Source organism: Streptomyces sp. CC0208 (assembly GCF_003443735.1).
GTDB classification, from domain to species: domain Bacteria; phylum Actinomycetota; class Actinomycetes; order Streptomycetales; family Streptomycetaceae; genus Streptomyces; species Streptomyces sviceus.
Map to the genome: position 1 here is coordinate 55,638 of NZ_CP031969.1, position 13,932 is coordinate 69,569.

The window sequence follows — 13,932 nt, forward strand, 5'->3', positions numbered from 1 at the left end:
GTGCCGTGCCGCCGGGCGGCACGGCACCTGGGAGCATCTGGATCAAGAGCTTCTTTTTCAGGCGGTCAGGCGTCGACGAGCGCCTTGGTCACGTCCGCCAGCACGCGACGCGACGCTTCGACAACAGAGCCTTTTGCTCCTCCCGAGACGACAACGGCGAGCTACCAAGAGGCCTTTCTGTCATACTCCGCACCGGCCAGCTCACCCGATCCAGCAACCCGCTCGAAGCAGGCCGAGTATCCGAACGTCGGGGCCCCGTTCTGCCCTTCGTACCGTCGGCCCCACCCGGTGAGGATGGCCGCGACCATGACGAGCGTCAGGCAGAGCGGTAGAAAGCGGTGGTGAAGATCGACGGTGCGGACACGGACGGAATGCCTGGATAGCTCTGCGTCAGGGTACTTGCGATCAGCAGAAACGAGTTGGCGACAGGGAAGATGACGCCGAGCCCGAGGGTGAAACAGTCCATGATGTTGGCGCGCCGGTAGGGATGGAGCCCGACGTCGGCTCCGATCCGGTCGGCGAACTGACCGAAGAGCGAACGAGTCATCAGCGCCACGATGTCGTCGAAGACGCCTGCGGACTCCAGGACTCCGATCATCGCGAAGATGACTACCGCGAGCAGGATGAGCGGCAACATCCCGCTCACCCCCGACACGAGGAAGCCGGTCGGCTTGCCGTCGGTGACCGACAGGACGTCCTTCACCGACATCAGGCCGGCGGCCAGCGCCACCAGCGTGCCCGTGACGAGTCCGACCAGGGCGGTCAGGAACAGATCACGCTTGACGAACGCGACAATCAGCAGCACCAGCACCGGGACCGGGACCGGGACAAGCATGACCAGGCCTCGCGGCGAGACATCACCCGCAGCGGCCGCCGCCGCGTGCGTGCTGCCTAAGAACATGTTGTCGGCCCGCATTCCGGCCAGATAGAGCAGCACCGCAGCGAGCAGCGCGGCACTCAGCGAGTAGGGGGCCCGTGCCCGGACCACACCGCCGACCTCGGCCAGCCCATTACGCCGGCGGTAGCGCTGCGAGGACGCCGAGATCACGGTGGTGTCCGAGATGGGGGCCAGGTTGTCACCGAACAACGCGCCCGAGAGCAGTGCGCCGGCCAGCAGTACCGGCTGCGCACCAACCGCCACCCCGGCTGGGTAGAGGATCGGGAAGACCGTGAACATGGTGCCGATCGAGGAGCCGGCTGCCATGGCGATGACGCACACGACCAGGAACGCGACCGCGACGTACGCTCCGCCGCTCCGGTTCAGCTCGATGGCCGCCACACGAATCCGTTCGATATGCCGCTTGCCTTGATCATCGCCGAGACGAGGCTGATCGAGAGCAGGAGAAGGAGCAGAGTCGCGGAGTTCTTCGAGGCGACGCCGTCGATGGCCCGTTCCCAGCAGGTCGAGAAGCTCCGGGCGAACACGGATCCCACGAACAACGCCATCAGGCCGACGACCCCGAGAACGGTTAGGTCAAAGGTGCCTTATCGCGAGCGACGGCCTCCCCAGTTCGGGCCCCGCCCCTGTGTCTGCGTCGACGCCTGGCCTGATGCCTGGCGGAGCGTAACCGCGCTCACACAGGCAAGCGCAAGTGAGGTAGCGGAAAAACTTCACCTTTTGAGAAACCTCCACTGTCAACCAGATCGCTTCTGCCTTGTGCATGCTTAAGTCAGCCTCTACGCTGCGCTCAGTCGACCCCTTACCGACCAGGGTTGATCATCCGAATGGAGCAGGAATGGCCAAGACACGAGCGGGCCGCCCCGGTGGCCTGGTGTGCCCAGTGATCACACCGGTGACGCCGCACAACGGGCTGAACGACGACGCACTGTCCCGCCACATCGACGCGCTGGTTCCGCACGTCGACGGCGTCTTCGTGCTGGGCTCCTCCGGTGAACACCCGTGGCTTCCTGCGGATGTCGAGCGCGAAGCGGTCGCGGTCGCAGGGAAGCAGCTGGACGGGCGAGCCGCGCTCTACGTCGGCGCCGGGCAGTCAAGCGTCGATGCGACCCTGCGTACCTTCGACCAGTACGCCGACTCGGCGGCCGACTACCTGGTGGTCACTCCGCCGACCTTCTTCCCGCTCTCCGACGCCGAGACCATCGACGCGTTCGTGACCCTCGCCGATCACGCACCCCGGCCCGTCGTCCTCTACAACATCCCCCAGTTCGCCGGGAACGGCATCTCCGCCGGAGTTCTGCGTGAGGTCGCACAGCACCCAAGGATCGTGGGCGTGAAGGACAGCAGCGGGGACCTGTCCTTGGTAGCGGCCTTCCTCAAGGCCCGCCCGTCCGACTTCGCCGTGCTGCAGGGCCGCGACCATCTGATCGCGGCCACCCTGCGGCTCGGCGGGGACGGCGCCGTAGCGGCACTGTCCAACATCGCCGCACCGCTCCTGGCCGAGCTGGTGACCGCCGGGCAGGACACCGCCGGACACACCCGCCTCGACGCTCTGCAGGACGAGGTCGACCGCCTCGGCGAACTGCTCGCTTACGGCCTCGTGGGCGCGCTCAAGGCGAGCCTCGAACTGCTCGGGTTCCCAGTCGGCGCACCCCAGCGCCCCGCGCGCACGGTGTCCGCTGCCGAGCGGGACCAGATCGCAAAGATCCTCCACACCTTCGACGGACGCCTGCTCGCAGCGTTCTGACAAACCCACCCCACCAACGGACCCAATAAAGAGGAATCCCAGATGAGCACCCACACCGAACTGGACGCCACCGTCGATCACGAGGAGGTGGTCATCCGCCGCGGCGAGCGCACCGGCCAGCCCGTCATCGTCGCCGTCCACAACACCAAGCTCGGCCCGGCCCTGGGCGGCGTCCGCCTGACGAAGTACGACTCCCCCGTCTCCGCAGTCGTCGACGCCCTGCGGCTGAGCCGCGCCATGACGTTCAAGGCCGCCGCCTCGAACAACGGCACCGGCGGCGGGAAGTCGGTCGTCCCGCTGCTGCCCGGCGGCCCCGAGCGGGTCGACGGCCAGTTCCGCACCAGCCTGCTGCTTGACGTCGCCGACGTCGTCCACTCGCTGGGTGGCCGCTACATCGTCGCCCCCGACGTGGGCACCGGACCGACCGAGATGCGCACCATGCGTATGCGTACGCCCTACGTCGGCGGCTACACCATCACCCCCGAGGGCATCCCGGCCACCACCCACGGCACCGCCGGTGGTGTGGAGCGGGCCCTGCTGGCCACCGCCCAGCACCTGTGGGGCACCACCAACCTCGACGGACGCACCGTCGCCGTGATCGGGTTCGGTGCCGTCGGCCGCTCCCTCACCGAGAAGCTCATCAAGCGGGGCGCCACGGTCTCGACCACCGACATCGACGAATCCCTGCGTGAGCCGGCCGAGGCAGTCGGCGCCACCTGGATCCCCCTCGACACCGCCCATGAAGCCGAGGTCGACATCCTCGCCCCCTGTGCGCTCGGCGGCACCCTCACCCCCGCGCTCGTCCCGCGGCTGCGCTGCAAGGCCATCGTGGGCTCGGCCAACAACCAGCTCAGCACCGACTCCGTCGCCGACTCACTCCGCGAGCGCAACATCATCTGGACCCCGGACTTCATCGCCAACGCCGGCGGCATCCTCTACGCCAGCGGCATCGAGCTCCAGCACCTTACCCCCGAGCAGGCCGACCACCGCCTCGACGAGATCGCGGAGACGACCACCCGGGCCCTGGAGCGCAGCCACCGGGACGGCGTCACCACGCTCGCCGCCGCCTACGACCTAGCGCGCGAGCGGCTCGCCGCCGCCGAGACCAACAGGCCGTGACAAGCGGGCCCCGCTGGGGTCCCTGACTGCCAATGCCGACGGAACCGGCTGGCGTACCCATGCACCATCGTGCACGCCACGCCGGTCTCCCGGCGCACTGACTACCGATGCGGTTGCCGGCCTATGGGCCACCATCAGAGAGCACGACCGGCACCCTCGCCCCCGCCAATAGGAGTTGGCTCTCAGGAACGCCAGAAGTCCCCCGGCACGTCTGGTCGTTGGGGGCCCAGTCAAAACCGTATGAGGTCCGTCGAACGTCGACATGCACGCGTGGGCCAGGGCACCACGATCCGAGGACGCCACATCGCAGCCGCCGTCAGGCCTCAGGCAGATAGCGATCGCCTGCTCACCGGCCGCACTCCTCGCATGGAATCGGTTGACAGCCCTCAGTCGGCAGGGAGGATGACCCCGCTCGGTTCTTCATCCGTCCATCAGGATCTGCCCCTCGGACGCATGGCATCACGGGGGCCTCTCAGTATCCGGGCAAGCCAGGTACATCCAGGGGCTCAGACGGCTCCAGGCTCTTGGAGCGGTTCGGTGCTGACGATGGCTGGGCCAGGCACCAACTCGAGATCGTCCGGCGTGACGGTGTGTCCGACATTGCAGTGCAGTTCCGCGCGCACACCCGCGCCGCAATCTGCGTGGCGCAGGCGTACGGCGCCCCCGTCCGGGGCCAGGTGCCGGTCGCCCCACTGCATCAGGGCGAAGAACACCGTCATGAGCTGGTTACCGCGGTCGGTGAGTACATAGCGATCACGGGAGCGCTGGCCGCGCACTTGGTAGGAGACCTTGTTGAGAAGGCCGGCCTCGACCATTTCCGCCAGACGCGCGGATGCCGTGGGCTGACTTACCTTCGCCTGACGGGCAAGATCCGTGAAATGCGTCGTGCCGTAGTAGACCTCCCGCAGGAGAATCCACGTGGACTGGTTGGAGACGAGCTCCAAGGCGAGGCGCCCTGAACAGGGAACGTCGTACCAGCTGTCGCGGTCGGTGAGGGAGTCGCGAAGTGGAGTCGGCATGGTCTCACTATACGCTTGTGCACCTCGATCGAGAATCCGCAGTGGCTGCTGACTTAAGGCAGCGCACTACAGATCGCTGCTTCGATCGCGCCGAGCGTATCGACGGCCAGAGTGAGAACGTCTGACGACCTGATGCTCGTGAAATGCTGCGGGCAGAGGAGCCGCCTTCCTCCCCGTCGTAAGAGAACACGCCGAGGCGGCCGCCTGCGAGCGATCCCGGTACCCGGCAGTGCAAGGGTCTGTCGCTGCTGCTCTCTGACTCAGGCAAGACAGGTGCGCCGCGCAAAGACAGTGATGGGGTCGGAAAGCAGGGTTGTGGGCTGCCGCGGAGCGTGGGGGGGGAGCTGCGATCGGCTCGTGCAATTGGCCGGGGAGCAGGTCCCCTGGCGGTGGCGGACGTAGGCCAGGGCCTGTTCCAGGGAGAGGTTGTGGTTGAAGCCTTTCTTGACAAACTCCAGCCGCTGCTTGGCTTCTCGCAGAATTTCGGACCGCGTGCGCCCCGGCCGCCCGGACGCCGGCGTGCTCGTATTGAGTGGGTTCGCTGTACCGGCCCTCGCCGCTTGCCCGCCTGACGGACAGCCGTTACGAGCCTCTCCTTGACCGAACGGGCGACAAGGTAGACGGCCGTCGCAGGTGACCCGGCCATCAGTCCACGTCAGAAGATGGCTCGCGAGAGCCGCCGTGATCTGGGCGGCGGCGTTGGGTTCCAGGAGCCCGTTGAGGCACCTGACCTGCATCTCCCCAGAGCGCAACCTTCGTGCCCGTGCGTTCCGCCTGGCGACTGCGCGTCGATGGGCCACGCGGTCCGCCGACTGATCTCCGACTCGGTCGAGAAAGGCCCGCAGGCGTCCCGCGACCGGCCTTTCCGTGGAGCGGACGCTGCCGCCTGTCGGTCGTGCCGCCGACTCGCTTGTCGGAGTTGCCGACCTACTTGACAGGCAGTTCGCGCCTTCTCCGGAGTAATGCCGTCGCCGTTGTCGGCAACGGCCATCCTGTCCACGCCTGTGGTGTTGGATCGCTCGATGGTCACATCGACCTCGGTCGCGTCGGCGTCGGCGTCGGCGTCGGCGTCGGCGTCGAGGGAGTTCCACACCAGATCCAAGACGGCCCTGACGGCCCCCCGCTCATGCGAGGGCTCACATACCAGGTCGCCCCGGGCTTCCCGGAAGTACGTGATCCGCCACGACATCGCATCCTTCCTCCGGAGATCCGTCGACAGGAGCGGGCGAGCCTGTCCGAACAGCACAGCTAGCCGCTCTCCGGGGGCGATGCGATCACATGCAACCATCCTTGACCCGCCCTTTCAGAAGAGCCGGTCAAGCTGTTACTTGAAACATCAATCACCCTTGCTACGCTGCGATCAGCTTCAAATTTGAAGCACTTCAGGAATCTCGCGCCAGGAGTAACGATCATGAACAAGAAGACCTTCACCGGCATCGCCACTGCCTCGGCCGCCCTCGTCGCCCTGTCCGCGCTGCCAGTCTCCGCCGCCGCCCAGGCGCACCACCACGGCACCGCCCCGGTCACCGAGAGTGCGACCGCCAAGCGTGAGAAGCAGGAGGTCCTGAACCTCCTCTCCGCTTACCGCACTGGCGACCAAGCCGCGTTCAAGGTGATCAACCCGAAGAAGTTCATCCAGCACGATCCCGCCGTCGCGGACGGAGTCGCAGGCCTGAGGTCCTGGCTGACCGCCGCACCGAAGGGGAAGATCTCCGTCCACCCCGTGCGCGTACTGGTCGACGGGTCGTACGTGGCCGTCCACTCCGAGACCGACCTGCCCACCGGCACCACCGTCTCCTTCGACGTCTTCCGTTTCGAGCAGGGCCGCATCGTCGAGCACTGGGACAGCCGACAGGCCGTCACCGCCCCCAACGCCTCCGGCCACACCGAGCTGGACGGCGCCACCACCGTCAAGGACCTCGGGAAGACCCGCTACGACAAGGCCCGGGTCGACACCGGCATGCAGGAGGTCTTCGTCCAGCGGCAGCTGTCCAAGTTCGGTGAGCCGATCTGGAGTTCCAAGGAGTACCGCCAGCACCACTACGGCGACGTCCAGGACGGCGTCGCCGGCGCCAAGCCCGTCCTGGACGCGGTCGCCGACGGCAGCCTCGCCTACACCAAAATCAACAAGGTGCTCGGGGAAGGAAACTTCGTCCTCACCATCGGCCAGGGCACCGTACAGGGCACTCCTACCGCCTACTACGACCTGTTCCGACTGGACAAAGGCAAGATCGTCGAGCACTGGGACGTCCTGACGCCCCTCACCGCACCGGCCCAGGCGAAGAACGCCAACGGCGAGTTCGACTTCCCCCAGGACCAGCTCTCCACGAACGCCTCCTGACCCACCCCCGCAGGAACCGCGCAGCGCCACTGATCACGGTCAGCCCTGGCAGTCACCAACCGGCGCGCAGGCGACCGCCTCGAGCACGCGCTCACCGCCGTCGAGCACGCAGATGCGCAGACGGCGGCTCTCCTCGCCGAGCCAGATCCCGTGTCCAGCACGCTGAACGCCTCCCGACGCCGCCTCGGCGCCGCGTTGGTGGAACTGCGCGCCTCGGCCGACACCGCAGCGGCGAGTGGTGGCAGCGCACCCTGCCCAGCGACAGAGTCGTGCACGACGAGCAGTCCGGACACCAGACGCCGGCCGAGGCGCTACAACGTCAGAGGTCGACATCCTGGGCCAGGACGCGGGCATCCCCGGGCAAGACACCCGGGCATGACCGGAACGAGGAACCCGACGAACCGTCAGGGGTCTGTCACCCACCGAGCGGCCGGCGTTCCGGCAGCCGGGGTTTAGCCGAATTTCTCTGCGCTGGGCACGACCACGTACTGCCGCAAGTACAGATCGCGGAAACTCACCGGCCCCCGCGGACCGGGGACCCGGTCGATGTTGATACCGGTCTCTGGCAGTCGCAGCAGCTTGAAGCCGTCGAGAAGTCGCGTGGGGGAATTCCAGAAAACCCCGGAGCCGCCATAAGCATCGATGAACCGGGCAGCGGCGGCCGGGTCGTCGGTCGCGATCGCGGCGGCCAGCCCGGACGTCTCTTCGTTCGCGATCCGAGCGGCGTCCGACGGACCGTCGGCGGCGTCGATCGTCACGGTGGCCGCACGCTCCGAGTCGAGTGCCCACTCGTATCCGCGCGGATGGGTGTGCGGGGGAAGCGAAGCGGTGATGCCCAGGCGGTGCAGGAGCTGAAGAATGCCGGGTAGCCGCTCTTCGTACACAGGCCGGTCGATGAGCAGCAGATTGAGGCGGTTGCACACGCCCAGGCGGTCGAGGCTGTCGGTGATCAGCTGGTGCGCGGATTCTTCGACGGCGGCCGAGTCCACGTACAGGACTCCGCCGCCATCGGCGTGGGCGAGGGTCCGCACACCGTGACGTGCGCCTTCCCGGCCGAGGTCGCGGGTGCTGTCGCCACTCCCGCGAAGGATGACCAGCGGGATGAGCTCGGGCAGGGCCACCAGCGCGTAAGCCGCCGAGCGGTCTTCGCTGGGCACCAGCTGGATGGCATCCGGATCCAGCCCCGCCTCGGCGAGCGCTGGTGCGATCACCAGATCCACCAGGGCCCGGGACGAGCCGAGCGCAGCCGAACCGGTGCGCAGCACACCCGCATTGCGCGACTTTAGGAGCTGGGACGCGATGTCGAGCGTGACGTTCGGACGAGCCTCGAAGTTGGCGCCGATGACCCCGACCGGACGCCTGCGCTCCACCAGGGTGAGGCCGTCGGAGCGCACCTCCACGACCCTGTCCCTCGGCTCGTGCGCGGTGTCCGCCAGCGTGCGCAGCTCCGCCGCCATTGCCTCCAACCGCGGCGCGGTCAGCCGCAGGCGATCCTGCAGCGCGGGCGACATGCCTGCGGAGACGGCAGCCGCGAGGTCCTTCTCGTTGGCGACCATGAGAGCCCACCGCGCCGATCCCAGACGCTGGGCCATGCCACACAGCGCCGAGTCGATCCCGACGTCCGAGGCGCCCATGAGCGCGATGCCACCCTGCTTGGCTCGTACGGCGCAGGCGCGCACGACATCCAAGGAGGCGGGTGCTTGGTAGTCCTCGTCACTGGTCACGGGCTTCCTCTCACTGTCCGAATACCGCGGCACCCTGAAAGCAAAGATCGTAGCATCGTTCAACAATCTTGCTCACGCCTGCGGACCGGCGGTGCCGGGGAACGCGGGAACACAGCTCGGCATAGATCACGGGAGGCAGACGGCGCCCGCTCCGCAGGCGGGCAGGTGTGGGCCTTGCCGCTCGTGGGTGACCGAATGCTCGGCGCGATTGCGATGTCGAGCGAGACACAGGACCGAGCCGACCGCCAACGGCACTGCGGCTGCCCTCCTGAAGCGTGAAAGAGGCGGGCTTGGGTGCGACGTCGTCGGCGTCGATCGAAAATGAACTCCGCGAAGCCCCCGATCCGCAGGTCGCGCGGACGGGCATAGACCTCGTCGCCGACTCTGAGGCCGCGTACGGCGGAGCCGACCCGCGTCACGACGCCGGCCACGTCGTGGCCGAGCGCGAACGGGGGCTTGTACTTCAAAAGCAGCTTGAACTCCCCGTTGCGGACCATTTGTCCAGCGGGTTGATGCTGGCGGCGCTCACTCTGACCAGGACGTCGCGCTCTCCGACGGTGGGTTCGGGTACCTCTGCGGCGCGTGCGCCGTTCCTGCCGTACATCTCGACGACGAATGCCTTCATGGCGGCCGGCTTTCTGCGTGGGCGTCTCGGTGTCGATGCGACTCTTCGCGCCGGGCCCTCTGCGCGCCCGTTTCTCGTCTGCGGCCGGGTCGGCGTGGCGGCCGCGTGATCATGAACTGGCAGAGGCCGCCGCATGGGACGCCCGCAATGAGACCTTGTCGATCTTGCCGACCGCGTTCTTGGCGATGGCATCCACCACGACGTAGGAGGTCGGGCGTTTGTAGCCAGTGAGGCTGCGCGCGCAGAGGTCGATGAGCGCAGTCGAATCGACGGTGCGGCCCGGTCGTGGCTGGACGTAGGCGACGACCACTTCTCCCCATTTCTCGTCGGGAACGCCGATCACGGCGGCTTCGAGCACCGACGGGTCGCTGACGAGGACGTCCTCGATCTCCTTGGGGTAGATGTTCTCACCGCCACGGATGATCATGTCTTTCGAGCGTCCGACCAGGGTCAGGTATCCGTCGGCGTCGAGCCGGCCCACGTCGCCGGTGTGCAGCCAGCCGTCGACGAGGACTTTGGCTGTTTCGTCGGGGCGGCCGAGGTAGCCCCGCATGACGTTGGGGCCCCGCACCACGACCTCTCCGTCCACCCCCGGCGGCACCTCGCTGCCCTCGGCGTCGAGGATCCGGATCTCCTGGCCGGGGAAGGGCAGTCCCACGGTCCCGGCGCGTCGTGGGCCGGCGACGGGGTTGATGGTGGATGCGCAGGTTCCCTCGGACAACCCGTACCCCTCGATGAGCGGGACCCCGTAGCGGGTCTCGAACCGGGTCAGCAGGTCGGCGGAGGCGGGTGCCGCGCCGCAGACTGCGAACCGCAGGGACGAGGTGTCGGGGCGGACCTGGTCCGGAAGCGCCGCGAGCATGCTGTAGATCGTCGGCACGGCGCTGAAGAAGGTGGGGCGCTCGCGCTCGACGACGTCGAAGAAGGTCTCGGGATTGAATCGGTCGGCGATGGTGACGCTCGCGCCCGCCAGCAGCGGCATGAGGGTGCTGACCACGATGCCGTTGACGTGGAAGAGCGGCAGGATCAGCAGGCACCGGTCGGCCGGACCGACCTCGAGCGCCCGACGCCCCATGTCCGCCATGGCGGCGATGTTGGCGTGGTCGAGCATGACGCCCTTGGGAACGCCGGTCGTGCCGCTGGTGTAGATGAGCAGGGCCAGCGCGGACGGATCGGTTGGAGGTACTTGATCCTGCTCCACCGCTCCTTCGCGCAGTTCGCCGACGGCTAGTACGGCGATGCCGTCCGGCGCGGGGGCCTCACTGTCCTCGCCCACCAGGAGGCGTGCGCCGGAGTCCTCGAGCTGTCGGGCCACTTCGACGTCGGTCATGCTCGGGTTGACCGGCGTGATGGTGGCGCCGAGCCGCCAGGCGGCGAACAGCAGGAGCACGAACTCCACGCGATTGGTGAGCTTGAGAGCCACGACATCGCCGGGGCCGATCCCGAGATCCTGGAGGTGACGTGTGGCCGCCTGGACGCGACGCAGCAACTGGACGTTGGTGAGGGCCTGGCGGCCGTCCGAGACCGCGGCCCCGTCGGGGTCGAGGGCCGCGCGGCGGTCGGGCAGAGATGCGAAATTCATGGCGAGGGCGTACCTGTCTCGGTGTGATGCGATCCGGTCACGCAGCTGACGCGGCGGCTGCCGGGTTCAGCTGGCGGGTGAGGAACTCGATCTGGTCGCGCACCAGTACTTCGAAGGTCTCGCCGGTGTAGAAGTCGAAGTGGCCGGCGTCGTACCTCTTGATCTCTCCCTTGGGTGCGGTGCGCGCGTAGCGGAGGGTCTGGGCCGGAGGCGTGACGGAGTCGGTGTCGCTGACGCAGAAGAGGATCGGGATGGTGATCTTCTTGGCCGCGCGCCCGGGCCGGTAGGTGAGGATGGTCGGGATAACTCTCGCTGCCACCTCGTTGCGGAACGTCGTTCCCGGAGGCTGCAGGGCCTGGTATCCGGGCAGGGCGTCCGAGGCGTTCATGAGGGCCGACGAGCCGGGGGTGGCGGCGATCGGCACCATCACGGGCGGCTTTCCGCGGCCTCTGGCCGCCAGATCGCGGGCTACCACGGGGAGGACCTTGAGCGAGGCGGCAGGGCCCAGCGCGAGCGCCGAGGCGAGGCCGTCGGTGAAGGGGCACTGCGCGATGGCCGCGCGCAGTTCGGGGTGGCGGGAGGCGACGGTGATGGCATGGCCGCCGCCGAAGGAGCTGCCCCATACGGCCATGCGGGTGCGGTCGACGTCCGTGCGTGCCTTGACGTAGGCGATTGCGGCGTCCCAGTCGGTGAGCTGACGCTTGATCGACAGGAGCTGGCGAGGGTGGCCGCCGCTGTCGCCGAAGTGCCGGTAGGTGAAGGCCACCGCGGCGATGCCGGCCTGCGCGAAGCGCTCGGCGAAGGCGTCCAGGCGCATCTCGCGGACGGCGCCGAGGCCGTGCCCGAGGATGACGACGGGCGCAGACGTGACGCCCGCGGGGAGGTAGAGCCAGCCGGCACAGGTGCTGTCGCCGGAAGGGAACGTGATGTCGTGACGGGTGAAGGATTGCGCAGTGGTCATCGTCGGTTCACCGCTCGTTCGTCGCGCGACGGCCCGGCACGCTGCCCGAGGCGAGGGCCTGGGCGTAGGTTCCCGGGGTGTAGAGCGGGAGTTCGCCGGTGGCTTCGGTGGTGGAAATGTAGTCGAGCGTCAGCTTCTGGCCTTCCTTCGACAGGATCCGGGTGAAGAACTCGGCGCGTTCGACATGCAGTCCGTCCTCCAGGGACATGGAGCCGCCGAAGTACACCGCTCTCTTGGCGGACGCGACCGTGTCCTTCGACCGCTTTCCGAAGTGCTCGGCGAGTTCGACCGCCTGCGCGACCACCTTGTCCTGCGTGACGACCTTGTCCACCGCCCCGTTGGCGAGGGCCTCCTCGGGCGTGAACGGCTTGCCTTCGAGGATCGCGGCCAGGGACCGGTGGGTGCCGATCAGGCGGGTCAGCCGCTGGGTGCCGCCTCCGCCCGGGATGATGCCGAGGAGGATCTCCGGCTGGCCGATGAAGAAGTCCCCGTCGGCCATGACCCGCAGATCGCACGCCCAGGCGAACTCCGCGCCGAGACCCAGAGCGGAACCGTTGAGGGCGGCCACGAAGAGGACGCCACTGCGGTTCATCCGGAGAAAGGTCGAGTGCAGACGCTCCAGCTGGAGGGCCCCCCGCATCGGGGTCCTGCGCAGCACGGGCCCGAGGAGACGGGACCGGTCCACGTGCTTCGCCATGCGTACGACGGCCGCGGCACCGCGCCGGCCGACCCGAGGGCTACCGGCGCCCTCCTCCTGCAGCCACCGGACCGCGGCATGGCTGACGAACCGCTCGGGATGCGCCCCGGTGAAGACGACGGCACGGACGTTCGGATCACGGTCGACCCGTTTCACCAACCGGTCCAGCTTGTCGGCGAGGTCAACGCCGAACTCCTGGTGCGGTCCACCGTCGACCCGGACGACCAGGACCTCTCCCCTGTCCTCGATCGCCAGATGGCCCTTGTCTTTGTATGGCATGAAATCTGCTCCCGTGCTGAGTTCAGAGGGGAAGGTGCGTGGAGACATCCGCGGATGCGAGTCGCAGCGACGGGGTCGGGGTTGCCCCGGCGGGCTGTGTCCGCACAGGCGGCAGGAGACTGGAACAGTGCGTTGGCGTGTCCATGGAGGCACGCCTGTGTCCGAGCCGGCACGGCGGGCGCGATGTGTACTATTGCCGTGACGAGTTAGATAACCAAGTTATTTCAAGCGTGTCAACGGTGGAGGCGTACGAGAAATGGCAGGGCGGGCGAAGCTCGATGACGTACCGGAGCGGCTTGTGCGGGCGACCGTCGACCTGCTCGCGGAACAGGGACCGTCAGCCATCAAGGCACGCTCGGTGGCCTCGGCGAGCGGACTGTCGACGATGGTGGTCTACAGCCACTTCGGCGGGATCCCCGAACTGATGAGCGCCGTTGCCGACCATGGGTTCAAGGAACTCGGCAGGGCCTTTGCCCTGGTGCCGGTGACGGAGGACCCCATCGCGGATCTCTTTGCGATGGCCTTGACCTGCCGTCGGCTGGCCAGCGACAACCCTCACCTCTATGACCTGATGTTCGGACTGTCCACCCGCGCGACGTACCGACCGTCGACGGGCGCGAACCCTCGCCTCAGTGGCCATTCGCCGGCCTTCCGAGAGGCCCACGTCCATATCACCGCGGCTTGCGAACGACTCGTGCACTCCGGCCGGGTCGAGCAGCGGGAACCCGAGGTCATGGCCGCGCAGTTGTGGAGCATGGTCCACGGCTACATCACCCTTGAGTTGGCCGAGCACTTCGTCGAGTTTGAGGACGCGGTGGCGCAGGTGCTCCTGCCGATGGGCGTGAACTTCGCTGTCGGGCTGGGTGACCAGCGGACACGTGCCGAGGTCTCCCACCAGGCCGGCGCGCGCCTTTACGGCTCGATCACAGAAGGCCATTGA

The 13,932-nt window shown here is 67.8% G+C and carries 11 protein-coding genes and 1 pseudogene; 4 read left to right on the forward strand and 8 right to left on the reverse strand.

Going from position 1 to position 13,932, the window contains the following annotated elements:
• Positions 1 to 316: 316 nt before the first annotated feature.
• Both D1369_RS00310 and D1369_RS42730 read right to left on the reverse strand, forming a co-directional pair.
• Complete coding sequence (locus D1369_RS00310; RefSeq protein ID WP_037902637.1) at positions 317 to 1,279, reverse strand: Na+/H+ antiporter NhaC family protein; 963 nt, start codon at positions 1,277 to 1,279, stop codon at positions 317 to 319.
• Positions 1,261 to 1,446: a hypothetical protein gene (locus D1369_RS42730; protein WP_037902635.1), complete on the reverse strand. Its 186-nt coding sequence runs from the start codon at positions 1,444 to 1,446 to the stop codon at positions 1,261 to 1,263. Before D1369_RS42730 ends, D1369_RS00310 begins: the two co-directional genes overlap by 19 nt.
• 290 nt (positions 1,447 to 1,736) lie before the next feature.
• Between D1369_RS42730 and D1369_RS00315 the strand changes: the two genes are divergently transcribed.
• On the forward strand, positions 1,737 to 2,645 hold the full coding sequence (locus D1369_RS00315; RefSeq protein ID WP_007387145.1) for a dihydrodipicolinate synthase family protein: 909 nt from the start codon (positions 1,737 to 1,739) through the stop codon (positions 2,643 to 2,645).
• Between the two features lie 42 nt (positions 2,646 to 2,687).
• A complete protein-coding gene (locus D1369_RS00320) occupies positions 2,688 to 3,764 on the forward strand; it encodes a Glu/Leu/Phe/Val dehydrogenase dimerization domain-containing protein (protein ID WP_007387144.1) in 1,077 nt (358 codons plus the stop codon).
• Between the two features lie 506 nt (positions 3,765 to 4,270).
• On the opposite strand, the gene D1369_RS00325 is transcribed toward D1369_RS00320, so the two are convergent.
• Positions 4,271 to 4,783 carry a helix-turn-helix domain-containing protein gene (locus D1369_RS00325; RefSeq protein WP_007387143.1) on the reverse strand — a complete coding sequence of 171 codons (513 nt, stop codon included), beginning with the start codon at positions 4,781 to 4,783 and terminating at the stop codon, positions 4,271 to 4,273.
• Positions 4,784 to 6,194: 1,411 nt separating this feature from the next.
• On the opposite strand from D1369_RS00325, the gene D1369_RS44450 reads away from it, so the two are divergent.
• A complete protein-coding gene (locus tag D1369_RS44450; protein ID WP_050789828.1) occupies positions 6,195 to 7,124 on the forward strand; it encodes a nuclear transport factor 2 family protein in 930 nt (309 codons plus the stop codon).
• A gap of 452 nt (positions 7,125 to 7,576) precedes the next feature.
• On the opposite strand, the gene D1369_RS00340 is transcribed toward D1369_RS44450, so the two are convergent.
• From D1369_RS00340 to D1369_RS00360, 5 genes and pseudogenes are all read right to left on the reverse strand, one after another.
• On the reverse strand, positions 7,577 to 8,848 hold the full coding sequence (locus tag D1369_RS00340) for an aldehyde dehydrogenase family protein (RefSeq protein ID WP_007387140.1): 1,272 nt from the start codon (positions 8,846 to 8,848) through the stop codon (positions 7,577 to 7,579).
• 249 nt (positions 8,849 to 9,097) lie between these two features.
• Positions 9,098 to 9,473 (reverse strand): annotated as a pseudogene (locus D1369_RS44690) (alcohol dehydrogenase catalytic domain-containing protein); the annotation flags it as partial.
• Between the two features lie 109 nt (positions 9,474 to 9,582).
• Entirely contained in the window at positions 9,583 to 11,055 is a 1,473-nt protein-coding gene (locus D1369_RS00350) for an AMP-binding protein (RefSeq protein ID WP_007387138.1), read from the reverse strand.
• Between the two features lie 37 nt (positions 11,056 to 11,092).
• Positions 11,093 to 12,016: an alpha/beta fold hydrolase gene (locus tag D1369_RS00355; RefSeq protein WP_007387137.1), complete on the reverse strand. Its 924-nt coding sequence runs from the start codon at positions 12,014 to 12,016 to the stop codon at positions 11,093 to 11,095.
• 7 nt (positions 12,017 to 12,023) lie between these two features.
• Positions 12,024 to 12,992 carry an enoyl-CoA hydratase/isomerase family protein gene (locus D1369_RS00360; protein WP_007387136.1) on the reverse strand — a complete coding sequence of 323 codons (969 nt, stop codon included), beginning with the start codon at positions 12,990 to 12,992 and terminating at the stop codon, positions 12,024 to 12,026.
• 256 nt (positions 12,993 to 13,248) lie between these two features.
• Between D1369_RS00360 and D1369_RS00365 the strand changes: the two genes are divergently transcribed.
• Positions 13,249 to 13,932 (forward strand): TetR-like C-terminal domain-containing protein, encoded by a 684-nt coding sequence (locus tag D1369_RS00365; protein WP_007387135.1) that lies wholly within the window; start codon positions 13,249 to 13,251, stop codon positions 13,930 to 13,932.